At 69.5% G+C, this 22,004-nt stretch carries 20 protein-coding genes; 8 read left to right on the plus strand and 12 right to left on the minus strand.

The window, feature by feature from the left end:
* The 3 genes from PPSIR1_RS21255 to PPSIR1_RS21265 form a co-directional block, all read right to left on the minus strand.
* Window positions 1-1,381: serine/threonine-protein kinase (locus PPSIR1_RS21255; protein WP_006973212.1), on the minus strand; the 1,381-nt coding region annotated here is incomplete at its 3' end.
* A 116-nt stretch (window positions 1,382-1,497) separates the two neighbouring features.
* Window positions 1,498-2,283, minus strand: a complete 786-nt coding sequence (locus tag PPSIR1_RS21260; protein WP_006973213.1) for a hypothetical protein — start codon at window positions 2,281-2,283, stop codon at window positions 1,498-1,500.
* 342 nt (window positions 2,284-2,625) lie between these two features.
* Complete coding sequence (locus tag PPSIR1_RS21265; RefSeq protein ID WP_006973214.1) at window positions 2,626-3,096, minus strand: hypothetical protein; 471 nt, start codon at window positions 3,094-3,096, stop codon at window positions 2,626-2,628.
* Window positions 3,097-3,253: 157 nt separating this feature from the next.
* On the opposite strand from PPSIR1_RS21265, the gene mtnB reads away from it, so the two are divergent.
* From mtnB to PPSIR1_RS21295, 6 genes are all read left to right on the plus strand, one after another.
* Window positions 3,254-3,931, plus strand: coding sequence for a methylthioribulose 1-phosphate dehydratase (gene mtnB, locus PPSIR1_RS21270; protein WP_006973215.1), 678 nt, complete (start codon window positions 3,254-3,256; stop codon window positions 3,929-3,931).
* A 52-nt stretch (window positions 3,932-3,983) separates the two neighbouring features.
* Complete coding sequence (locus PPSIR1_RS21275) at window positions 3,984-4,430, plus strand: 1,2-dihydroxy-3-keto-5-methylthiopentene dioxygenase (protein WP_006973216.1); 447 nt, start codon at window positions 3,984-3,986, stop codon at window positions 4,428-4,430.
* 60 nt (window positions 4,431-4,490) lie between these two features.
* Window positions 4,491-5,813, plus strand: coding sequence for an adenosylhomocysteinase (gene ahcY, locus PPSIR1_RS21280; protein WP_006973217.1), 1,323 nt, complete (start codon window positions 4,491-4,493; stop codon window positions 5,811-5,813).
* A gap of 574 nt (window positions 5,814-6,387) precedes the next feature.
* Complete coding sequence (locus tag PPSIR1_RS21285) at window positions 6,388-6,858, plus strand: hypothetical protein (RefSeq protein WP_006973218.1); 471 nt, start codon at window positions 6,388-6,390, stop codon at window positions 6,856-6,858.
* A gap of 117 nt (window positions 6,859-6,975) precedes the next feature.
* On the plus strand, window positions 6,976-7,638 hold the full coding sequence (locus PPSIR1_RS21290; RefSeq protein ID WP_006973219.1) for an RNA polymerase sigma factor: 663 nt from the start codon (window positions 6,976-6,978) through the stop codon (window positions 7,636-7,638).
* A 131-nt stretch (window positions 7,639-7,769) separates the two neighbouring features.
* Entirely contained in the window at window positions 7,770-9,845 is a 2,076-nt protein-coding gene (locus PPSIR1_RS21295) for a S8/S53 family peptidase (protein WP_006973220.1), read from the plus strand.
* Between the two features lie 12 nt (window positions 9,846-9,857).
* On the opposite strand, the gene PPSIR1_RS21300 is transcribed toward PPSIR1_RS21295, so the two are convergent.
* The 4 genes from PPSIR1_RS21300 to PPSIR1_RS21315 form a co-directional block, all read right to left on the minus strand.
* On the minus strand, window positions 9,858-13,583 hold the full coding sequence (locus tag PPSIR1_RS21300; protein ID WP_045116471.1) for a protein kinase domain-containing protein: 3,726 nt from the start codon (window positions 13,581-13,583) through the stop codon (window positions 9,858-9,860).
* 51 nt (window positions 13,584-13,634) lie between these two features.
* The gene (locus PPSIR1_RS21305; protein WP_157595788.1) at window positions 13,635-14,423 is read right to left on the minus strand and encodes a sterol desaturase family protein; all 789 of its coding nucleotides are present in this window, start codon (window positions 14,421-14,423) and stop codon (window positions 13,635-13,637) included.
* An 11-nt stretch (window positions 14,424-14,434) separates the two neighbouring features.
* Window positions 14,435-14,974, minus strand: coding sequence for a hypothetical protein (locus PPSIR1_RS21310; RefSeq protein ID WP_006973223.1), 540 nt, complete (start codon window positions 14,972-14,974; stop codon window positions 14,435-14,437).
* 62 nt (window positions 14,975-15,036) lie between these two features.
* Window positions 15,037-15,618 carry a hypothetical protein gene (locus PPSIR1_RS21315; RefSeq protein ID WP_045116472.1) on the minus strand — a complete coding sequence of 194 codons (582 nt, stop codon included), beginning with the start codon at window positions 15,616-15,618 and terminating at the stop codon, window positions 15,037-15,039.
* Window positions 15,619-15,746: 128 nt separating this feature from the next.
* Between PPSIR1_RS21315 and PPSIR1_RS21320 the strand changes: the two genes are divergently transcribed.
* Window positions 15,747-16,859 (plus strand): RluA family pseudouridine synthase, encoded by a 1,113-nt coding sequence (locus tag PPSIR1_RS21320; protein ID WP_157595789.1) that lies wholly within the window; start codon window positions 15,747-15,749, stop codon window positions 16,857-16,859.
* A gap of 22 nt (window positions 16,860-16,881) precedes the next feature.
* Here PPSIR1_RS21320 and PPSIR1_RS21325 read toward each other — a convergent pair whose 3' ends face one another.
* From PPSIR1_RS21325 to PPSIR1_RS48115, 5 genes are all read right to left on the minus strand, one after another.
* Window positions 16,882-17,499: a cysteine hydrolase family protein gene (locus tag PPSIR1_RS21325; protein ID WP_006973226.1), complete on the minus strand. Its 618-nt coding sequence runs from the start codon at window positions 17,497-17,499 to the stop codon at window positions 16,882-16,884.
* Window positions 17,500-17,615: 116 nt separating this feature from the next.
* A complete protein-coding gene (locus PPSIR1_RS21330) occupies window positions 17,616-18,218 on the minus strand; it encodes a TetR/AcrR family transcriptional regulator (RefSeq protein WP_086001563.1) in 603 nt (200 codons plus the stop codon).
* Between the two features lie 260 nt (window positions 18,219-18,478).
* Window positions 18,479-19,147, minus strand: a complete 669-nt coding sequence (locus tag PPSIR1_RS21335) for a hypothetical protein (protein WP_157595790.1) — start codon at window positions 19,145-19,147, stop codon at window positions 18,479-18,481.
* Between the two features lie 83 nt (window positions 19,148-19,230).
* A complete protein-coding gene (locus PPSIR1_RS21340; protein ID WP_157595791.1) occupies window positions 19,231-20,550 on the minus strand; it encodes a response regulator in 1,320 nt (439 codons plus the stop codon).
* A 253-nt stretch (window positions 20,551-20,803) separates the two neighbouring features.
* Window positions 20,804-21,619: a Rieske (2Fe-2S) protein gene (locus tag PPSIR1_RS48115; protein WP_006973230.1), complete on the minus strand. Its 816-nt coding sequence runs from the start codon at window positions 21,617-21,619 to the stop codon at window positions 20,804-20,806.
* Window positions 21,620-21,721: 102 nt separating this feature from the next.
* Here PPSIR1_RS48115 and PPSIR1_RS21350 point away from each other — a divergent pair, with 102 nt between their 5' ends.
* Entirely contained in the window at window positions 21,722-21,997 is a 276-nt protein-coding gene (locus tag PPSIR1_RS21350) for a hypothetical protein (protein ID WP_006973231.1), read from the plus strand.
* The last annotated feature ends 7 nt before the right edge of the window (window positions 21,998-22,004 follow it).

A 22,004-nucleotide genomic window follows, 5' to 3' on the forward strand; every position in this document is an offset into this window, starting at 1 on the left:
GGTCTCGGGCCGCGGAAGCCTCGGCCTCCGCCCGCTGGGCCCGGGCCTCCTCGGCCTGCGCGCGGATCCTCGCCTCCTCGGCCTGCTGGGCGCGCCGCCACTGGTCGTTGGCGAAGCCGCCGAGGCCGCTGAGCACCAGCAGGCTGGCCCCGGCGATGGCCAGGCGACGGCGGCGACGACGACGACGGCGCTCGGGGTTGTCCTCGAGGGCGTCGAGGAGCTGGGTCATGTTCGGCCACCGACGGCCCGGGACGACGGACAGCGCCCGGAGCAGGTGGGCGCGGAGCCAGTGGGGGACCTCGGAGCCTGGGGGCGCCGGCAGGATCTTGCCGCCGACGACGTTGTTCATCAGCGCCGTGGGGTTCTTGCCGGCGAAGGGGCGCTGGTCGTAGAGGGCCTCGTAGAGCGCGACGGCGAAGCCGAACTGATCGCTGCGCGCGTCGATGTCGTGGCCGCGGAATTGCTCCGGGGACATGTAGGCCGGCGTGCCGACCCAGGCCCCGGTCATGGTCAGCGGCGTCGACAGGGGGTCGGTCTGGTCGGTGGCGACGGCGGTCTCGAGCAAGCCGGCGGCGTGCAGGTCCTCGGGCAGGGCCTCGGCCGAGTCGCCGGAGCGAACGATGACCCCGGACGAGCTGCCCACGGAGGAGCTCGCGCCCGAGGTCGCGGACGCCGGCTCGCTGCCGAGGCCGCTCGCGCTCGCCGTGGCGGGGTGCGGGCCGGGCTCCCGCGCTGGCGCTGCGGTCCCCCGGGCGATGCCAAAGTCGAGCACCCGGACCCGCCCGTCCTCGCCGAGGATGGCGTTCTCGGGCTTGAAGTCCCGGTGCACGATGCCCGCGGCGTGGGCCGCCTCGAGCCCGCGTCCGGCCTGGATGTAGACCTCGAGGATCGTCTGCCAGCGAGGCTCGCGGGAGCTGTGGGCCGGCGGGCTGCCCGGGGGCTCGAGGCCGCGGACCCAGGCGCCGAGGGTCGGCCCGGTCACGAACTCCATGGCCACGTAGATCTGCTCCTCGAACTCGCCGACCTCGTAGACGTGGACGACGTTGGGGTGGGACAGCCGGGCCATGGCCTTGGCCTCGCGCTTGACCCGGACCCGCGTGTCGGCGGCGGCCCGCTCCGGACGGACCAGCTTGATCGCCAGCTTGCGATCGAGCTCGTTGTCGTAGGCGGCGTAGACCACCCCCATGCCGCCCTCGCCGAGGCGCTGGAGCACGACGAAGCGGCCGATCTGGGCAGGTCCCTGGGCAGGTCCCTGGCCCGCGCCGTGGTCTGGGAAGGCCTCCGCGTCGAGGTGTTCGTCCTCGTCGCCGTCGGAGGAGTCGCCGAGCAGGGTGTCGGCGTCGAGCAGCGGGTCGCGCTCGTTGGTGTCGGTGGCGTCCACGCGGGCGTCTTCCCGTCCATGGTTTCACCACGGGCGGGAGGGCGGCGCAAGCGTGGCACGATGAAGCCCCGACCTCGCGTTCGAGGCCGGGGCTGTTCTTCATTCGGATCGAAGGATCAGTCCTTGCGCAGGCGCAGGGCCGCGAGGCAGATCAGGCCCAAGCCCATCCACGCCGCGCCGCCGCGGGCCGGCTCGTCCTCGACGGCGCAGCTGAGGGAGGCCGAGGCCGAGGCCTCCGCTTCGAAGGACACGTCGATGTCGAGGATGTCCTGGAGCGCGGCGACGCAGTTGTCGAAGGCGCTCGCGCTGACCTCGATGAACTGGCCGTCGCAAAACAGCGCGCCCTCGGGGGCCTCGCACTGAGCCTCGCAGCCGCCCTGCAGGTCCGCCTTGCAGTCGACGTAGAAGTCGGCCTGGCAGTCGAGCTGGCAGCCCATGTTGATCTCGGCCCGGCACTCGCCGCCGCAGCAGCCCTCGCACTGGGCCACGCAGTCGGCCTGGGGCGCGTCGATGTCACAGGCGGCGCCGCACTCGAAGGAGCAGGTCGCCTCGCAGGAGGCCCGGCACTCGGCTCCGTCCTCGGACCCGGCGCACTGCGCCTGGCAGTTGGACGCGCAGTTGCCCTCGCAGGAGGCCCGGCAGTCGAAGGCGCCCGGGTCGACCTCGCACTCCGCTTCACAGGAGGCCTGGCAGCTGCCCGTACACTCGACCTCTGCCTCGATGTTGCAGCCTCCAGAGCACTCGAGGGAGCCCTCGGCGGCGCACGAGGCGTTGAACGCGAAGGGCTCGCACTCGGCCTTGCAGCCGCCTTCGACGAGCACTTCGCACTCGGCGTCTCCGGCCACGAACACGTCGCCGCAAGCGTCGAGGCCACCGGCTTGGGCCTCTGGAGAGAGCAACACCGCGGCCGCGAGGGCGCCAGCGCAGGCGAGGGAAGAAAAGAGGGGACTAGAGAAAGCTTGGCTGAGGTGGCGCATCGGGAGTGTCGGTTCGACGGAGGTGAAGTGTCGGTATTCCATGGTCTGGATCACGGCCTCGACCCTTGGCTTGGCCCGCGTTTGCGGACCGGGGTACGTGGCGAGACGCATCGCTTTTTGGGTCTGGGGGGGCGGGTGGTGGTCGTCTGCAACAACACCGCGGGGGCCCGCTGGTGTCACCGCCCCCGAGGATACCCTCGATCGACTCGATGGGCCCGCGTGGATGTGCTCTGGGAAGGGACGTCGAACTCACCCGAGCCACTCGGCTCACTCGACGTCGTCGATGTAGTCGAGCAGCGTCCGGCAGTTGCCGAGCTCGGGCGCGTCGCCGCTGGGGTCGAGCTCGGCGACGGCCTTCTCCAAGAGGCGCCCAGGCTGCATGGCCTCGTCGCCAGTCTCGCGCTGCGCCTTCCCCCACTCCGTGCGCATCTCGACCTTGGCGTAGTAGTCCCGCAAGGTCCCGTCTTTGTAGTCGTGGTCGAGGGCCGCGCACAGATCGTCGAGGTCCGCGAGCTTGTCCGCGCGCTGGGGGTCCGCGGGCGCGGCCGGGGCGGGCTCGGCCTTCGCGTTGGACCCGTCGGGGCTCTCGGCCTTGGCCGACGCCTGCTCGCTCGGCGCGGGTGCGGGCGCGTCGCCTCCCTTGCAGCCCACGAGGACGAGGGCGAGGGCGAGGCTCGAGAGCGTGGCGGGAGCGTGACGGGTGCCGCCGAGGAGGGTGGTGAGATCGCTGCCGCGCATGCCGCCAGCATAGCGGGGCGCCGCAGACGGGAAAATGGGGCCTGAGTAGCGCTCGAGCCGGGCTGCGGGCCCGTCGGCGCGCGATCAGGGGGGAGCTTCCGCACGGGTCCCGGCCTGGTGGTTGTGGCCCCAGCGTATATCCTCACGACGGTCCGCGATGCTCGATTCCGTCGTTCAGTCCTCCGAATCCGCCACGGAGCGCCCGACCGCCGCGCTCATTGCCGAACTGTGCCGACAGTTCTACGGCCTCGGCTGGGTCAGCGGCACCGGGGGCGGGATCTCGATTCGCGACGAGCGGGGCGTGTGGATGGCCCCCTCGGGCGTGCAAAAAGAGCGCATCGCCCCCGAGGACGTGTTCCTGCTCGCCGACGGCGTGTGGGATCGGGCCGAGGTCGTCGAGGCCCCGACCAACCCCAAGCTGCGCATCTCCGAGTGCCAGCCGCTGTTCTTCAACGCCTTTCGCATGCGCGACGCCGGGGCGGTGATCCACAGCCACTCGATCTGGGCCGTGCTCGCGGCCCGGCTGTTCAGCCCCGCGGGCGAGGCCGGCGAGTTTCGCTGCCGCAACCTCGAGATGCAAAAGGGCCTGCGGGGCATGGGCTGCTTCGACGAGCTGGTCGTGCCGATCATCCCCAACACCGCCCGCGAGGCCCAGCTGCGCGACTCCATGGCCGAGGCGATGGCGCGCTACCCCGACGTCGACGCGGTCATCGTCGCGGGCCACGGCATCTACGTGTGGGGCCACGACTGGGTCAAGGCCAAGACCCAGGCCGAGTGCTTCGACTACCTCCTGCGCGCCGCCGTCGAGGCCCACCGCCTCGGCCTCCCGCTCTGACCGGACCTCAACTCCCGCTCTGATCCCTCCTCAGACGACCGAGACCCTCCCGATGCAACTCGCCTGGATCGACCCCCAAACTGACTACCCGACCCTCGACATCGCGCACCTGCGCAGCGCGGGCGTGACCTACGAAGCCCTCGAGATCGCGGGCGAGGCCTACCAGCCCAGCCTCGACACCCTCAAGCGCGACCGCGGCTACATCGAGCAGGACGTCATCGAGCTGCGCCCCGACACCGAGAACCTCGACGCCATCTGTGCCAAGTTCGCCGACGAGCACCTGCACACCGACGACGAGGTCCGCTTCGTGCTCGAGGGCGAGGGCATCTTCGACATCCGCGACAACGACGACCGTTGGATGCGGGTGACCGTCGAGGCCGGCGACCTCATCGTCGTGCCCAAAGACAAGTACCACCGCTTCTATCTCACCGATCGCAAACAGATCCGTTGCGTACGCCTGTTCCAGGACAGCTCGGGCTGGGTGCCACACTACCGCTGAGCGCCCGCTGTGCTGACGCGTCGATCAACGACCCAAAACCCCACGGAAAGTACCGACATCATGGACGCAACCACCAACGAGACCACCAACGACTACAAGGTCGCCGACATCAGCCTGGCCGAGGCCGGCCGCAAGCAGATCCAGCTCGCCGAGAAGGAGATGCCCGGGCTCATGTCGCTGCGCGAGCGCCACGGCGCGAGCAAGCCGCTGGCCGGCGCGCGCATCTGCGGCTGCCTGCACATGACCGTGCAGACCGCGGTGCTGATCGAGACCCTCACGGCCCTCGGCGCCGAGGTCCGCTGGTCCTCCTGCAACATCTACTCGACCGACGACTCCGCCGCCGCGGCCATCGCCGCCACCGGCGTGCCCGTGTTCGCCTGGAAGGGCGAGACCGAGGAGGAGTACTGGTGGTGCGTCGAGCAGACCATCTTGTGGCCCGACGGCAAGGGCCCCAACCTGCTGCTCGACGACGGCGGCGACCTGACCAACTGGATGCACGAGAAGCACGCCGACCTGCTCGCCGAGGTCAAGGGCCTGTCCGAGGAGACCACCACGGGCGTCCACAACCTGGTCAAGATGGCCGAGAAGGGCGAGCTCAAGGTCCCGGCCATCAACGTCAACGACTCGGTCACCAAGAGCAAGTTCGACAACCTCTACGGCTGCCGCGAGAGCCTCGCCGACGGCATCAAGCGCGCGACCGACATCATGGTCGCCGGCAAGACCGTCGTGGTCTGCGGCTACGGCGACGTCGGCAAGGGCAGCGCCCAGTCCATGCGGGGCTTCGGCGCCCGCGTGCTGATCACCGAGATCGACCCCATCTGCGCGCTCCAGGCCGCGATGGAGGGCTTCGAGGTGACCACGATGGACGAGGCCGCCCCCGTCGGTGACATCTTCGTGACCGCCACCGGCTGCGCCGACGTCATCAACTTCGAGCACATGAAGCGCATGAAGGACGAGGCCATCGTCTGCAACATCGGCCACTTCGACAGCGAGATTCAGATCGCCGCGCTCGAGAACGCCGAGGACGTGACCGAGATCAGCGTCAAGCCCCAGGTCGACCGCTTCGTGTTCGCCGACGGCCACGCCATCATCGTGCTCGCCCGCGGCCGCCTCGTGAACCTGGGCTGCGCCACCGGCCACCCCAGCTTCGTGATGTCGGCCAGCTTCACCAACCAGGTCCTCGCCCAGCTGACCCTGTGGCAGGAGACCGCCAAGTACGAGACCGGCAAGGTCTACGTCCTGCCCAAGAAGCTCGACGAGGAGGTCGCCGCCCTCCACCTCGCCAAGGTCGGCGCCAAGCTGACCAAGCTGACCGAGGAGCAGTCCAAGTACCTCGGCATCCCCGTCGAGGGCCCCTACAAGCCCGAGCACTACCGCTACTGAGCGGTTGACGGCCTGAGCCGCAGGGCTGCCCCCGGGGACGGGGGCGGCCCTTTTGTTTGGTTTTTAAAATGTTTTGATGTTCGCTTCGAATGCCGCGGGCGGACGGAGCGTCTTGGTTCGTCTCCGTTGCCATCGGTTCGTTTTGGTTAGAATCAACGCTGTTTGAGCGGACAATGTGTACGTGTTCGTAATGGTTCGTATGCGTTACCATTCGTAACCCCACTATCGACCCTACTTCAGGGTCTGGCGGTGCCGAACAGGCCGCGAGGGCGGGCCCGCCAGGCTGACCGGTCAGATGCGGGGGGTGGGTAAAAAGGTGATTGATATCAGGTGTTTGTGGCGGGCGCCGACCGCCGGGTCGGGGCCCCGAGACTGGCTCCCAGCTCACCTTTCGGCTCGCTCCAGAGCGTGGGTGTGCGGCAACAGATTCATCATGGTCCGTTCACGCTTTTACAACCTGTTTGCTGTCACCGCTTTTTCGGTCTCGCTAGCCTGTGCCGATGGTATCTCGGTCGAGGACGGGGAGGTGTGTGCTCTCGAATGTCAACCCTCTCAGTCCGCGGTCGTCTGCGAGGTGGGCGCGCAGAGCTTCGCCATGTGCGGCGACACCCTCGCCGAGGCCCAGTCGAGCTGCGCGTCGCTGCAGGGCCAGTCGGGGCCGGAGCTGGGTCTGTGCTCGACCTGGGGCGACCCCGCCGAGGTCTGGACCCCCGGAAGCCATGTGTCCGAGGATCTGACCTCGGGTGAGCTGGTGATCGACGAGGACTTCTTTGCGATGGTCACGAGCCAGCCCTGGCTGCTCGACGCCGACTCGACCCTGGTCTTGCAGGGCGACGACGGCTACTACGAGCTCGCCCGGCCGGGCGCGCTGTCGGACGCGCTGGGCTGGCAGGTCGGCGACGCCTTCACCGAGCTCAACGGCGTCGAGCTCAAGGGCATCACCGGGCTGATGACGGCCTCGGCCACCACCGAGGCGGCCAAGCACTACGATCTCGAGATCAAGCGCGGCAGCTACACCGTCGTGATCCCTTACCGCGTCGATTGAGCCGTGCGGGTGTGCTGGAAGCGGTCTACGGAGCGGAGCGAGGCCTTCGCGCAATGCGATTCGCATCGTCCGCGGCCGTGGATCCCCGCGCCCTCGGGCTCTACACTGGTCGTCGCAATGGCGACGGATGCGGAGTTGGTCGAGGCTTGGCGGGCAGGCCAAAAGCGCGCCGGTAAGCTCTTGTTCGAGCGGCACTTTGAAGCCGTCGATCGTTTTTTTCAGAGCAAGGTCGGCCCCGACGCGCCAGACCTGGTCCAAAAGACCTTCCTGGGCTGCGTCGAGAGCATCGACAAGTACCGCGGGGAGGGCAGCTTTCGCAGCTGGCTGTTCGCCGTTGCCTACCGCCAGCTGTGTCGGCACTACCGCAGCCGCGCCCGCGATCGCCTGCACTTCGACGCCGGCACCTCGGCCGTTCGCGACCTCGAGCCCACACCCAGCGGTGTGCTCGCGCGGCGTCGGGAGGAGCGGCTGTTGCTCGAGGCCCTGCGCGGGATCCCCCTCGAGCTGCAGGTGGCCCTCGAGCTGCACTACTGGGAGCACATGTCCGACCGGGAGGTCGCCCTGGCCCTGGGCGTGGCCCACGGGACCATGAAGAGCCGGCTCCGGCGGGGTCGCAAGCTCCTCGCCGAGCGCCTCGAGACCATGAACGTCGGAGACGTGCTGCTCGAGAGCACGAGTACGGATTTGGAGGCCTGGGCACGGGATCTGCGCGAGATTGCCCTCGCGGCCGCCCAGGGCGGTCCCCAGGGCGATTCAGAGGACGATTCCAGCGGGGCGTGAGCGCGCCTTTCCGAGCTCGCTATGCGCATTTGGGCTCGTGCCCAAAAAAGTGCAGCGACGCTTAAACCGTTGGGCCGGTCGCGGGAACAACCGTGGCAGGGCCAGGAAAGGCCCGGATGGGACACGGAGCGATGAACACCACCACGAAGTTTGGCGTGATTTTGGCGAGCGCGATGCTGCTCGGGGCCTGCGACTCGGGCGAGGCGCCCGGCTCGGAGCTCGAGCTCGGCGAGCCGGGAGCGAGCGCGGAGGCCGGGGAGGCCATGGACGCCGCCGAGGACGACGCGCTGCCCCTGGGGGGGCGGTCGCAGCACGAGACCATGGGCGCCCATCCCCCGGTCGAGTGCCCCGGCACCCGGCGCGTCATCGGCGTGCTCATCGATCCCGACGAGGGCTCTTGCGACGGCTTCGACATCCCCAACGAGTGGGTCGGCTCGGAGATGTTCTCGACCGGCTCGCCCCACGTCGCGGGGCTGAGCGGGCCGGTGCCCGACGGCCTGCGCCGCTTTTGCATGTTCGAGTGGCAGCCCAGCTACGCGCCCGTCGACGACGGCATGTACGCGAGCTTGTTCGACGCCATCGACAACTACTCGATGATGCCGCTCGAGTTTGTCGCGCCGGATTGCCTCGGCGAGTACGTCCAGGGCGACCTGTCCGACGAGGGCAACGTGCGCGCGCTCCGGGACGCCTTCTTGGCCAACGTCGACGCGCTCTCGGCCGCCGAGGCGGAGAGCCTGCCGGTCGCCGGCTACCCCGGCGTGGGGGTGATCGACTCGCTCTCCCAAGAGGCCGCCGAGCTGCCCTGGTTGACCCCGGTCAGCGACCACGGCGACCAGATGGGCGAGCTGATCCGCGACGTGCTCTGCCCCCACGAGGGCAAGGAGTGCACCCAGTCCGTGGAGTACTCCCTGGCCCTCGATCGCTCGGAGCGGACGGGGCTGATCGACTGGTACGAGGGCGGCAGCCTGGGCTCGCAGGGCTCGCTGGCCCTGGCCATCTACTACTACGTCAAGGCGCAGCGCGAGGCCTGGGAGGCCGATCCCGACGCCGTGATGCCGCGCATGGTGCTCAACCTGAGCGTGGGCTGGAGCCCCGACCCGGCGCTCTACGACACCGTCCTCGACCCCGACCGCGGCCCCAAGCAGGCCCTCGAGGAGGTGCTGCGCTACGCCTCGTGCCAGGGCGCGCTGGTGTTCACCGCCGCCGGCAACAACCCCGACGAGGCCTGCCCCGGCAATCACGTCGGCGGCCTCGCGCCCGCGACCTACGAGGGCGTGCCCGCGCCGGAGCCGAGCTACTGCAAGGCCATGGATTTTTGGCCGGCCGACGAGGACAACTACCCCGTGTTCCCCAAGACCCCGACCTACCGCCCGCTGGTCTACGCCGTCGGCGGGGTCGACGGCCACGACGAGGCGCTGATCAACGCGCGCTTGAAGGGGACCCCGCGCCAGGTCGCCACGGGCTCGAGCGGCGTCGCCATGGACGATGCCGGGGTCTTGACCACGCCGCTGTCGGGGAGCTCCGTGGCGACCGCGGCCGTCACCGCGGCCGCGGCCCAGCTGATCAGCGTGCGCCCGGACCTGACCCCGGCCGAGGTCGCGGAGGCCGTGTGGGAGCGCGGCTGGGCCATCGGGGAGACCTCGGACTTCCAACTTGGCGCTGCGAACCTGCCCGTGCGTCGCCTGTCGGTGTGCGGAGCGATCGCGCCGGAGGTGCCCTGGCTGACCTGCTCGGCGGAGGCGCCCGATCCCAAGGGCAACCTCGGCGACTACTCGAGCGAGGTCCAGGCCGTGCTCAACGACCCGACGACGAACATGGCGACCTCGGTCCAGCCGGTCGTCGATCCGAACCCGGTGTGTGAGGTGATCTCCTGGAACGAGCTGGTCCGGCCCCAGCCCGAGACGCCGATCTGCCCGCACTGCAACATCCAGCCTGGTGGCGGCGAGGAGACCGACGACGCGGTCAACATGACCATCGATACCGCTTACGCCGGCTTCATCCTCGACGTGGAGCTGACCGCGACGGACGAGCTGATGAACGTGACCACGGTGAACCTCGGGTCACAAGCGGTCGCCGACCTCAACGCAGGCTTTCGGGTCGTCCGGGTCATGGTCGACACGCCAGGAGTGACTCGCGCGAGCTTGGAGTTCACCGTCTCCGATCCGACTGGCAACATCGTCCAGACCAACCCCATCGACGTACTCTGAACGATCTGTGATTCAGCGCCCATGGAGCTCCTCACAGCCTGCGAAGTTTCGAGCCGCATGGCTCGAGCTCTCCCCGAGCTCTCGGACCCGAACATGGGGCGCAAGGCACCAGGTGGTGGACGCGAACAGGGCGCCCTGGAGCGCGTCCGCGTCGTAGCTCAGCTGCTCGAGGTCCCAAAGGCGGGCCGTGGCGTCGACTGAGATGGATACCAGCGAGCGCCCGTTGGTCGCGGCGAGCCCGACGACGGACGCGTCGTGGCCTGTGAGTACGATGGGCGGGCGCGGATCCCCGATGGTCCAGATTCGAATGGTCTGATCGCTCGACGCCGTAGCGACGCGATTTCCGGGAAGGAAGATCGCGGCCCATACCTCGCCGCCGTGATCGCTCAGGGTCTCGAGCAGGGCTCCGTCGGCGGTCTGCCAGACCCGCGCGTGGCCGTCCGTGGATGCCGTGAGCACTCGCTCGCCCGTCGCGTCGAAGCTCACTCGCCACACGGACGCGTCGTGGCCAGCGAGGACGAGAGCGTGCTCAGGGTTTGAGTCTGGCCACAAGCGTGCTGTCCCATCCTGCGACGCGGTGGCCAGGGTGTGCCCGTCAGGACTGCGGGCCAGGTCGCGGATGGGCCCTTCGTGCCCGTTCAAGGTCGTGAGCAGCGCGCCGCTGCTGGTGTTCCAGATCCGCACCGTCGCGTCGTCTGAAGCCGTGGCGACACGCTGGCCGCCGGGCTCGAAGTCGATGCAGCCGACGTTGCCAGTGTGTCCGCGGAGCACCGAGCGAATGGAGCCATCTGCGACGTTCCAAATCGTGGCCCGGTCATCATAGGAGGCCGAACCGAGCTGTGCGCTGGCGCTGTCGAAGGCGAGATCGACGACCGCTGTCTTGTGCTCGGCGAGTACGCGCTGCTCCCAGCGTTCGGTATCCCACAGCTGGATCCCCTCCTCCACGAAGGCCAGAGCGACGTAGCGACCGTCGGGGCTGATCTCGGACGTGTTGATGCTGGACTTCGACGCAGAGAGTTGGCGCAGCTGGTGGCCATCGACGGAGGACCACAAGCGCGCGCTCCCGTCCCGGGAAGTCGTCAACAGACGCTGCCCCACGTGGTCGATGGCGATGTCCGTCAGCGCCTCCGAGTGGCCGCGCAGGGCAGTCGAGAGGGGGCGCCGGTCGAGCGGCCAAAGGCGAACGCTACCGTCGAAAGAGCCCGTCGCCAGCCACCGGCCAGTGCTGTCGGCAGCGCCCACGTAGAGGGCCTGGCGATGGCCGAGCAAGCTGCGCTCGAGGCTGCCGTCGCTCAGGCGTCGGAGCTCCACGGTTCCGTCGAAGGACAGGACGATCGCGTGCTGGCCCACGGCAGGGAGCACCGTCGTCCAGGCTCTCTCCCCCGGAGGGCGAAGCTGCCGAGAGATGCTCGCGTCGAGTTCACGCGCGATGACAGAGCCATCGGTCGAGGTCGAGACGATGAGCTGGCCGCGCTGATCGAGGTCGGAGACGTAGCTGTCGTGTTGGATGAAGAGTTCGCCGTCGGCCCAGCGAGACGCGCCGCGCCACAGACGAACCGTGCCGTCATCGGAGCCCGTGAGAATGTCGCCAGCGGCCGTGAAGAGCCCGCGATAGATCGGTTTGGTGTGAGCCGAGAGCGTCGCGGAGAGCTCGCCGTGAGCTGTCCAAACGCGGCCCTTGCTGTCGTCAGAGCCCGTCAGTACGCGCCGTCCATCTGGGCTGAAGGTGGCGAGGTTGACCGGGGACCCGGCATCGAGGGTGAGCGTCTCGGCCGAAGTATCGACAGACACGATGCGGGCGCTGCCGTCCTCGGACGCGGTGAGGACACGCGTGCCGCTGGGGTCAAAGCGGACCTGGTTGACGCCGCCTCCGTGGCGCGTGAGCTCGCGGGAACTCGTGGGGGCGTAGTCGGTCCATAAATGCACGCTGCGGTCCTCAGAGGCCGACACGAGGGTGTGTCCGTCAGGGCTCAGCGCGAGCGAAGTGACGCTCTGCTCGTGTTGAATGATCGGAGTCTCTGGATCTGCAGCGCCTGTCTCGACGGACCAGCGCATGACCTTGCCGCCGGCGCCGCCGGAGTAGACGGTTTGGGCGTCCGGGGAGAATACGAGAGTGTGGACTAGCCCCTCGTGCCCCTCGAACACCGCATGACTAATCGGCCGCCCGAGCGTCTGATTCGCCGCAGAGATCCACGCCTGGCTCTCGCGGATCTCCGTCTCGACCTCGCGCAGCAGCAGCGCCGCGGTCGTCGGGTCCTCGTGGTCGACCGCCTCGGCCTTGCGACCAAAGCGGCGAAACACGCTCATCCGCGTCGCGTCCCGGGCTCGGCGGGCGTCGTCGGTGGCCTGCTCGAGGCCGCGGCGGCGCTCGAGCTCGAGCAGGTCCTCGGTGAAGTCGTTCCAGTAGCTCTGGCGCTGGCTCTGGCGCACCTTGGTCACGGCCACGGCGCTCAAAGAGGTGAGCACGAGGGCGAGGGACAGGCCGAAGGCGCCGGTTCGCAGGATCCGGCGGCGGCGGACGTCGGGGTCGTCGACGAGGGCGTCGAGGAGCGCGCGCATGGACGGCCAGCGCTCGTCGGGGTCGGCGGACAGGCCCCGAGCGATCACGGCGCGCAGCCACTCGGGGACCTCCGCGTGGCTCGGGGGCTCGAGGATGTCTTCCTCGCTCACGGCGCGGGCGAGGGCGCCGAGGCTGTTGCCGGCGAAGGGTCGCTGGCCGTAGAGGCCCTCCCACAGCGCGACGCAGAAGCTGAACTGATCGGTGCGCGCGTTGGTCCGCGCGCCGGCGAACTGCTCCTTGGCCATGTAGGCCGGCGTCCCGACCATGGCGCCCGTCTTGGTCAGGGCGACGTCGAGCTTGTTGTGGCGGGAGGAGCCCGAGCTCGAGGCGGTCGCAAAGCCCGGGCTCGAGCCAGGACTCGAACCAGGCTTCGAACCAGTCCCGAAGCCTTCATCCGCGGCGAGGTCCAGCTCGAGCACTGAGGGCGAGGGGGTCTCGTGGCCCTCGAGGGCGTAGGCCAGGCCGAAGTCGGCCACGCGGACCCGGCCGTCGTTGCCCACGAGCACGTTGTCGGGCTTGAAGTCGCGGTGGACGATGCCGGCGGCGTGGGCCGCCGCGAGGCCCTCGCCGGCTTGCAAGAAGGGCTCGAGAATCTCGGCCCAGGAGCGCTGGGCGGCGTCGAGGCTGTCCAGCCAGCCGCGCAGGTCTCGGCCCGCGACGTACTCCATGGCGACGAAGAGCTGGCCTTCGAAGCTGCCGACCTCGTAGACGGCGACGACGTTGGGGTGGCTCAGGCGGGCCATGGCCTGGGCCTCGCGCTGCATGCGATCGGCGGCGACGCTGTGGTCCTTGGCGCCGCGCAGGAGCTTGAGGGCGATGCGGCGATCGAGCTGGTCGTCGTAGGCGAGGTAGACCAGGCCCATGCCGCCGCGGCCGAGCTCGCGGAGCACGGTGTAGCGGGCGATCTGCACCGGGCGCTGGGGGGCCTCGTCGAACAGCATGGCCGCGACGGCGGCCTTGCGCTGGCGCGCGGCCAGGCTGATCGGCGCGTCGGGGATGGACACCGCGTCGAGCTCGGCGGAGTCGAGGTGCGCCCCCGCCTTCGGGCGTGGCGGGTCTTCGGGCGCGAGGGTCTCGGCGATGCCGTCGAGGGTGCGCTCGTCGCTGGGCCGCCGACCCCGAGCTTGGCTGGCCTCGCGCGTCTCGCCGCGCTCCTCGTCGTGCTCCACTCGCGCCATGACCAGCCCCGACAGTATCGCCGAGGCCGGGCGCGAGCAGGGGAGGAAGCGTTAGCGGAGGGCGCCTCGTTGGCGACGTCCAAAGGGCGAGGCGAGCAGGCCCCAGAAGCTCGTCGGCGTCGGCTCGTCCACGCCGAAGTCCGTGGCCCGCTCGTCGCTGTAGGTGCCGAACAGCAGGTCGATGGCGGGCAAGAGCGCGGCGAAGTTGCGGGGCGCTCCCGCGCGATCGTGGTGGCGATGGTGAAAGCGCGGCGTGGCCACGAGCCCGCGCAGGGGCCCCAGGTTGACGCGCAGGTCCGAGTGCACGAAGGCCGTGTTGACCGTCAGCAGCACCACGACCAGGGCGTGGGCGCCCAGCGGGATGCCGAGCAGGACCAAGGGGAGGTTCTGGGCGAGGGTGACCAGGACGATCTCCACGGGGTGCTGGCGAAAGGACGCGAGCCAGTCCATGCGCGGCGCGCTGTGGTGGACCCTGTGGAGGCGCCACAGCAGGGGGAGGGCGTGGGCGGCCCGGTGGTAGGCGTAGCCGGCGAGCTCGAAGATCAACAGCCCAGCGGCGAGGGACAGCCACAGCGGCGGCTCCCAGGTGACGAGGGCCTCGGGGGTCCACCGGCCAGCCTGGGCGAGGGTCCAGCCGAGCACGAGGAAGAGCGCGATCTCGGTGAGCACGGCTCCGATCGTGGCGAAGGCCGCGTCGGTGCGCCGACGCGGGGAGGCCAGCGGCTCCGGTTCAGCCCCGGGCTCGGGCTCGCGCTCGGGCAGCAGCCACTCGAGGGGCGCGAACAGGCAGCCGATGAGCGCCGCGTGGACCAGCGGTCGCCACACCCACTCGATGTCCACCGGCAGGAGCATCAGTAGCCGCGGCCCCACTTGGGCGACCAGTAGTCGATGGGCACTTCGACCTTCGACCCCGCCGGGACCTCGGTGCCGATCACCTCGGTCTCGCCGACGACGTAGGCCCCGTAGTCGGGCGTCGGGACGACCCGGTCGCGGTTCCACTGATCCCGCGGGGCGAGGACGAGGCCGACCTCGCGCAGGTGCTTGCGGGCGACCCACAGCCGCTCACCGGCGACGTCGGGCACACGAACCATGGCCGGCGCGTCGGCTTGCGGGGTGGCGTCGTCGTTCGCGGCGGCCGTCGGCGTCGGCGCGGCCGCGGGGAGGGGAGCGGGGGCGGGCGCCTTGGCGTGACTCGCCTGGGAGGTCTGGGTTTTGGTCTCGAGCTCTGTCTCGGGTTCGGCGAGCTCCCCGTCCTGAGCGTCGTCCGCGACCTCGCTCTGGGCCCGAGCCTCGAGGCCACCGAGGCCCATGAACACGATCGCCGCCAGCGAGGCGACGCTGGCGGCGATGGCGATGGCAGTGTGCGCGGGGGAACGGCGAGGGGCGCTCATGTCCCGGGTCACGCGCTAGGGCCAGGATCGATCTCCCGTCCCCAGAATTTTCTCGAGGCTTTTTAGCCCTTGAGCCCCGAGAGCTTGAGCTCGATGGCCTCGACCTCGGCCTCGGCCTTCTCGAGGTTGTCCTTGACCACCTGCTTGCGCTTCTCGAACTCCTTGAGCCCGTTGACCGGGTCGTTGCCGTTGCGAATCTTCTCCTCGATCTTCGGCGTGCGCTCCACGGCCATCTGGCGGATCTCGAGGTTGCGGTTGGCGGCGACGAGGCGGTCCTCCCAGTAGGCGATCTCGTCCTCGACGGAGTCGAAGCTGGTCGGCTCCTTCTTCTTGCCCGGGTCCGGGGCCATCCCGTTGGTGACGATGGCGTTCTCGACCACGGGGTTGAGCTTGGGCTTGGTCCGCTTGGGCGAGGGCTTGGCGTCGTCGGTGGGTCGCGCCGCCACGCCGCCGCTGCCGGACTTGGACTTGGCCGTATCCGCGCTCGCGCTGGCCTTGGTATCGGTCTTGGCTTGCTTGGCTTCCTTCTTGTCGTCGTCGCCACCAAAGAAGAGCAGGCCGCCGATGAGCAGGATGCCCGCACCAGCGAGGATCGCCGGGAGCATGCCGCCGCCTTCTTTTTGCTTGGGGTCAGGAGAAGTCATGGCTTCGAACCATAGCACCGAACTCCAGGATGTCAGCTTTGGTAGCTATTATTCTCAGGGGCCTGTTTGCCATTGAAACGGTGTTTTGGAGTGAAGTCAGGGCGGTGGGGGCTGAGTATGATGCTCGAATGGTCCCGGAGGACATGGGCGCAAATTACGCCGATGGCGGCGTGGCGAGTCCCGGGCCAGCGGGCGAGTTCCCCGACGAGCTGGTCTACGACGACCTCGTCGAGGGCGAGGACGGCCGGGTCTACATCGAGTTCGAGCTCGAGGTTGGGCCGGGCAGCGACGGCTATCGACTCGACCGCTTCTTGTCTCTGCGCTTCGTTCGGATGTCGCGGACGCGGGTCCACAAGCTGCTCGCGGCGGGCAACGTGCGCTGTCGAAGCAGCGGCGAGGTGCTGACCAAGAACGCCCTGCGCGTGCGCGGGGGGCAGGTGGTGATCATCCGCCGCCCGGCGCCCGAGGAGCCCGCGGTCATCCTCGACTACGGCGTCGTCCACGAGGATCCCGACGTGCTCGTGCTCGACAAGCCCGGCAACCTGCCCGTGCACCCCACGGCCCGCTACCACCGGCACACCTTGACCGCGCTCATGCGTCGGCGCCTCGGGCCCAAGCACGGTTGGGAGATGGCCCACCGCATCGATCGCGAGACCTCCGGGGTGATCATCTTTGGTCGGCGCAAGGCGAGCGGGCCCAAGATCAAGGGCAGCTTCTTTCGCCGCGAGGTCCACAAGGAGTACCTCGCCATCGTCCTCGGCCGCCTCGAGCTGCCCGAGGGGCCCCGGTTGATCGACATGCCCCTCGGGTCCGCCGTGGGCTCGAAGATCATGATCAAGATGGGCCCGCGCCCCGTGGACGAGGGCGGCCTGCCGGCGCAGACGACCATCGAGGTCCTCGCCCACGGGGAGCATCGAGGCCAGCCGATCACCCTGGTGCGCTGCCTGCCTCGGACCGGACGCACGCACCAGATCCGCGTGCACCTGGCCGAGATTGGCCATCCCATCCTCGGCGACAAGCTCTACGCCGCCGAGGAGGACGAGTTCCTCGCCGTGGTCGAGGACGGCGAGCCCGTGGCCGAGCTCGAGGCGCGGCTGGGCCTGTGGCGCCAGGCCCTGCACGCCCGGGCGTTGAGCTTGCCGCACCCGACCACCGGCGATGGGGTTCGCTATGTCGCGCCCTGGCCAAAGGAGCTCGCCGGCGTGATCGCTTTGCCGGCGGGCTTGGTCGAAGGCGGCTGAGCGTCGATGGGGGCCTGCGTGCTCAGGCGGCGGCGCTCGAGTTCAGCTCCGCGAGCAGCTCGCTGGTCTCGACGATGCGCTGGGCGATCAGGCTCAAGGTCGCGAGGGTCCCGGCGTGGGCTTCGTCGGAGGTGGTCGCCGTCGCGTCGGAGACGAGCACGACCTCGTAGCCGTGGTCGACGGCGGCGCGGACGTTGGCCTCGACGCACAGGTTGAGGACCATGCCGCCCATGATCAGGGTCCGGATGCCGCGGGCGCGCAGCAGCTGGTCGAGGTCGGTGGTTCCAAACGCGAGCATGCCCGCGCGCGGGGTGGCGAGCACGGTGCTCGGGGTCGGAGCGAGGGCCTCGACGATGGCCCCGCCCGCGCCCTCGCGCATCGCCCCGCGCTGGCGCAGGAGCTGATAGATCGGGGCGTTGGACGGCGGCGCGGCGTGGTGCTCGTCGCGCTGGATCAGCGTCGAGTAGAGGATCGGTAGCCCGGCCGCCGCGGCGGCGTCGCGGAGCTTGCGGAGCTTGGCTACGACCTGCCGCTGCGCGACCTGGGCGTGGAGGAGATCGGCGAGCGCGCCGTCGGAGGCGAGGACGTCGCGCTGGGGATCGGTGATGAGCAAGGCGGTGGTGTTCATGTCGAGGGTCATGGGTCTGGCTTTCCGTGGTGTGGGTTGATCGATTTTACTGTACGAACTAGTTGGTATGTTTTGGGATGAAAAAAGAGCAGGCCGAAGCCCGGACGGCTCGAGCGAGCGCTCGCCGCTCAGGTCTTGCGGTCGAGCTGCGCCGTGACGCTCGCTCGATAAAAGCGCACGGCTTCGACGATGCGCTCGGGGTCGCGGTGCGCCTTCGACAAGGTGATGCCGCCCTCGAGGCAGACCAGGAATTGTCGGGCCAAAAAGCCCGCCTCGGCGCGCGCAGCCTTGACCGATCGGCCCTCGCCGCGGAGCGCATGGCGGAGCGTGGTCTCGAGCCCGAAGCCGAGCTGGTCGAAGCGATCGGCGATGGCCAATTGCAGGCGATCGTCGCTATCGGACACTTCCAGGGCCATCACGGCCATCACGCAGCCTCGGCGCAGCTCGGGCCCGGCGGCGACCTCCTCGGCGCGCTCGAGCATCTCATCGAGGCGCTCGCGGGGGTCGGGGCTGTCGACCTCGATGGTGAAGGCGGCGGCGATCTGCTCGAAGTAGTGGTCGAGGAGGGCGAGGGCGAGCGCGCCCTTCGAGGGGAAGTGGTGGTAGAAGGCGCCCTTGGTCACCCCCGCGCGACGACAGATCTCGTCGACGGTGGCGGCGGACAGGCCGTGGGCCAACACCAATTCCTCGGCTGCATCGAGCAGCTGCTGACGTGCATGTCCTCGGGGCATCAGAGCCGACTGATTGGTATGTACGGGATCGAAGGCCTCGGGGCAAGCCGCGACCCTCGAATTTTCCAGAGCTCGGTCGAGTCCAGTCGAACTCAGGGACTGTGAACTTTTCACAGTCCCTGACTATTTTAGCCGTCGTGGACGACGCCACGCCCTCCCTGCCCCACGTCCACGACTCAGGGACTGTGAACTTTTCACAGTCCCTGACTATTTTAGCCGTCGTGGACGACGCCACGCCCTCCCTGCCCCACGTCCACGACTCAGTCCAGCAGCGGGACGGCGTCGGGGTGCGTCAGCGTCTCGCGGATCGCCCCGGTCAGCACGACCAACTTGACCGTCTTCCCGTCGCGGACCTCGACCTTGAACTGGGCCTTGGCGTAGCCGCGGGCCAGGGTGATGTCGCGGTCGGGGAGGTGGATGAGGTTGACCGAGGGGGCCTCGCGGGCCAGGCCCAGGCGCATCTTGCCGTCCTCGATGGTCATCTCCCGCGGGGAGCCGGGGTCGATGGTGGCCTCGAGCTCGGGCAAGGGGTGGAGCCAACGTTGACGCTGTTCATGGGTGCTCTGGGCGAACACGCCGAGGCCGACGAGCAGGGCCGTGCCGAGCACGGCGGCGACGAGGGCACGGGTGCCCCAGGTCGCGCGCCAGCCTCCGAGGCGGCCGAGGTGGTGCTCGCCCACGGGCGGGTCGTCGAGGAGCTCGTCGTCGCGGGCGTTGGGCGCCGCGTTGCGCACGGTCTCGAACTCGGCGAGGCGACCGGCGGCCCGCGCCGTGTCTCGCTCGTGCTCGAGCTGGGCCCGGAGCTCGAGCATGCTGACGGAGGACAGATCGAGCTCTTCGTCGTCGAGGGTCTCGCGCAAGCTGTCCGAGGGACTGGGCCCGAACACTCCGCTCCGACTCGCGGGCTCGAGAGGCGGGACCGTCGTCATGTTCGCCATGCTACCCGACTCCACGCGCAGTTGCCGTGGGCCGATTTCGAGCGAAGGGGGGCCGACGCAGGGTGCCGGCGGTGTCAGCGGTTGGCTTCGTCGATGAGCCGCGCGCCCTCCATGAGCAGGCTCGTCGTCGAGGTCTGGACCTGGTCTTCCATCTCCACGTCCATGACGGTGAAGTGGAAGCGGCCCTTGGTCCAGGTCAGCATGAAGTAGACGCTCTCTCGACCGTCGCGGTCGTCGTCGTCCTTCTCGATGCGCGACTGGATGACTTGGCCCGAGCGCAGGAAGATCCGGCCGACCATCTTGTCCTCGGCGCGCTGGATCTGGAGGACGCCGTCCTTGCGCTCCATCTCCATCATCACGAGCAGGCTCGACAGGCCCAGCTGCTCGAGGCGTCCGGACAGGCCGGTGCGCTTCATCGCGCCTGAGAAGGAGCCCGCGCTCCCGCTTCCGGGGTGCTCGCGCGACGCCGGGGTGCTCTCCTCGGGCGCCACCGGGGGTGGGGTGGCGGCGGGGATCTCCTGGGCGGGGGGCGCTCCGTGGGGCGCGGGGGGCTGGCCGGGAGGTCCAAAGCCGCCGGGTCCACCGGGCTGGTAGCCCTGGTTGGGGTCGGCTCCGTAGCCTTGCTGTTGCTGCGGGGGGTAGCCTTGCTGCTGCGGAGGGTAGCCCTGCTGCTGCGGGGGATAGCCCTGCTGCTGCGGGGGGTAGCCCTGCTGCTGCGGGGGGTAGCCTTGCTGTTGCGGGGGGTAGCCGCCGTGCTGCGGGGGATAGCCCTGCTGCTGCGGGGGGTAGCCGCCTCCTTGGCCGCCGGGCATGGGACCAAAGCCGCGGTTGCCAAAGCCCGAGTTGCCGAAGGGCTGGCGTCCGTAGCCCGGCGCGGGGCCGCCCCCAAAACCACCCCCAGGTCCGCCAGGCAGGCCACCTCCGGGCGCGCCGGGGTAGGCGGCGGGCGTGGGGCCGCCACCGAAGCCGCCGGGTGCCGGCGTGGAGCTTCCGGGTTGGCCGTAGGGCGAGTCGCCGCCGCGCTTGGACAGGGCCTTGAGGATGCGCCGCTCGAGCTCGTCGAAGCGGAAGGGCTTCGAGACGTAGTCGTCCGGCTGCAGGCCCATGGCCCGGAGCCGATCCTCATCCTTGCCCAGGGCGGTGAGGAACAAGATCGGCAGGTCCGCGAGGTTGGGGTCGGCGCGCAGGGCCTGGGCCAGCGCCCAACCATCCATCACCGGCATCATCACGTCGGAGATGATGATGTCGGGGCGCGCAGCCATGGCCTTTTGCAGGGCCTGTTGACCGTCGCGAGCGGTCTCGACGCTGTATGTACCTTTCTTCTCCAGGCTCGAAGAGACCATGCGGAGAATCCAGGGGTCGTCGTCGACCACGAGAACCCGAATCTGGCTCACTCGCCGAGCCTACGGGGGGGCGACGGCGCGTGTCAACGAAAGTGCGCCTCGACCTACCCCACCGAGGGACGGATCCCCTGGAAACATCGGGGCGTGAGGGCCCGTTGTCGGCGGCTTTCGACGAGTCGGCGCTGTGGGCTCCACGGCAGGTCTCGGGCCCGGACGCTCGGCGGTCACGCGGGCCGGGGTGGCCGAACCGAGGTCCTGGAGCGAGTTCCGGACAGAAGATGGAGTGAGATTGCGCGCGGGTCTGCTAGAGCGCCGATCGGTTTGAGCGCGCGGCCACGGCCCAGACCGCGCCCTCGCGCTCCTCGAGGCGGGGTGCCCGAGCCAGGCGCAGTCCGTGGGCCTCATCCTTGCCGGTGCGCAGGTCGAAGCAGTAGCCGTGCCACGGGCAGCGCACCCGACCGTCCCGGACCGGGGCGTCGTCGAGGGGGCCGAGGAGGTGGGGGCAGGTCGTCGAGAAGGCCTGGAGGGCCCCGTCGAGCTCGGTGACCCGAAAGCGGACGCCGCCCCGTTCGAAGCGAAAGCTCGGGTCCAGGACCGCGCCGCGCGAGCCGAGGGCTCGGCCCTCGGCGCTCCGCTGGGCCTGGGCTCGGGCCTTGGCGCTGGCGCGGACGCGATCGAGGGCGCCCTGGCGCTCGACCATCATCGCCTCGTCCTCGTCGTAGAGCCGGCGGTAGGTCCCGACCAAGACCGGGCCGTAGAGGCGAGCGCGCACGGGGCGACGCCGGGGCGTCTGAAAGCGGACGTCGACCTCGATGCGGCGTTCGCCCAGAGCCCGCGCCTGGGTGTGGATCGCCATGCCCGCACAGAAGCCCGCGAGCACGCGCGTGATCCACACGCCGCTGGCCGCGTCGAGGGTCAGCTCGATGGTCTGGCGCAGGCCCAGGGCGGCGGGTTGGAGCAGGACTTCCGCCCGCCAGCGCCGGCTGTCGCGGTCGAGGAGAGTGAGGTCGGCGAAGCTGCTCGCGTGCAGGTGCGGCAAGTGCTCCCAGTCCAAGGCGTTCTCGAACATGCGCTCGAGGGAGACGGGCAACTCACGCTGGTAGCGAGCGATCTCGTGCACCTTCTGAGTGTAGCCAATCGATGGAAGTGAACGCTGTTTTTGCCGGTCGTAGCGCGATTGACAGCCCTAGGGGCAGGTGGTAGGCAGCCTTCGGTACGCGCCATGAACTGCCCGCACTGCAAAGCCAAGGTCACCCCCGGTCCGAGTCCCATCGTTCGCTGGACCGTGGTCCTCGTCGCGTGGATTCTGTCCATGGCCACGGTGTTCGCCGGCATCATGCTCGGCCCGGGCATCATCACGATCTTGCCCATCATCGTCCCCGGCGGCATGGCCACGATCACGGCCGCCCACGTCTGGGCCTTTAGCGACCGCGTGTGCGACAACTGCGGCAAGGCCTACGAGCTCGACGGCCGACTCGTCGCCGCCGTCGCCAGCTGAGCCTTCC

It is taken from the genome of Plesiocystis pacifica SIR-1 (genome assembly GCF_000170895.1).
GTDB classification, from domain to species: Bacteria; Myxococcota_A; Polyangia; order Nannocystales; family Nannocystaceae; genus Plesiocystis; species Plesiocystis pacifica.

Excerpts from the sequence above, each read along its gene's own strand:
- PPSIR1_RS21265 (WP_006973214.1), bottom strand. The coding sequence starts at position 3,096 with ATGCGCGGCAGCGATCTCACCACCCTCCTCGGCGGCACCCGTCACGCT.
- mtnB (WP_006973215.1), top strand. The coding sequence starts at position 3,254 with ATGCTCGATTCCGTCGTTCAGTCCTCCGAATCCGCCACGGAGCGCCCG.
- PPSIR1_RS21275 (WP_006973216.1), top strand. The coding sequence starts at position 3,984 with ATGCAACTCGCCTGGATCGACCCCCAAACTGACTACCCGACCCTCGAC.
- ahcY (WP_006973217.1), top strand. The coding sequence starts at position 4,491 with ATGGACGCAACCACCAACGAGACCACCAACGACTACAAGGTCGCCGAC.
- PPSIR1_RS21290 (WP_006973219.1), top strand. The coding sequence starts at position 6,976 with ATGGCGACGGATGCGGAGTTGGTCGAGGCTTGGCGGGCAGGCCAAAAG.
- PPSIR1_RS21295 (WP_006973220.1), top strand. The coding sequence starts at position 7,770 with ATGAACACCACCACGAAGTTTGGCGTGATTTTGGCGAGCGCGATGCTG.
- PPSIR1_RS21300 (WP_045116471.1), bottom strand. The coding sequence starts at position 13,583 with ATGGCGCGAGTGGAGCACGACGAGGAGCGCGGCGAGACGCGCGAGGCC.
- PPSIR1_RS21310 (WP_006973223.1), bottom strand. The coding sequence starts at position 14,974 with ATGAGCGCCCCTCGCCGTTCCCCCGCGCACACTGCCATCGCCATCGCC.
- PPSIR1_RS21315 (WP_045116472.1), bottom strand. The coding sequence starts at position 15,618 with ATGACTTCTCCTGACCCCAAGCAAAAAGAAGGCGGCGGCATGCTCCCG.
- PPSIR1_RS21320 (WP_157595789.1), top strand. The coding sequence starts at position 15,747 with ATGGTCCCGGAGGACATGGGCGCAAATTACGCCGATGGCGGCGTGGCG.
- PPSIR1_RS21325 (WP_006973226.1), bottom strand. The coding sequence starts at position 17,499 with ATGACCCTCGACATGAACACCACCGCCTTGCTCATCACCGATCCCCAG.
- PPSIR1_RS21330 (WP_086001563.1), bottom strand. The coding sequence starts at position 18,218 with ATGCCCCGAGGACATGCACGTCAGCAGCTGCTCGATGCAGCCGAGGAA.
- PPSIR1_RS21335 (WP_157595790.1), bottom strand. The coding sequence starts at position 19,147 with ATGACGACGGTCCCGCCTCTCGAGCCCGCGAGTCGGAGCGGAGTGTTC.
- PPSIR1_RS21350 (WP_006973231.1), top strand. The coding sequence starts at position 21,722 with ATGAACTGCCCGCACTGCAAAGCCAAGGTCACCCCCGGTCCGAGTCCC.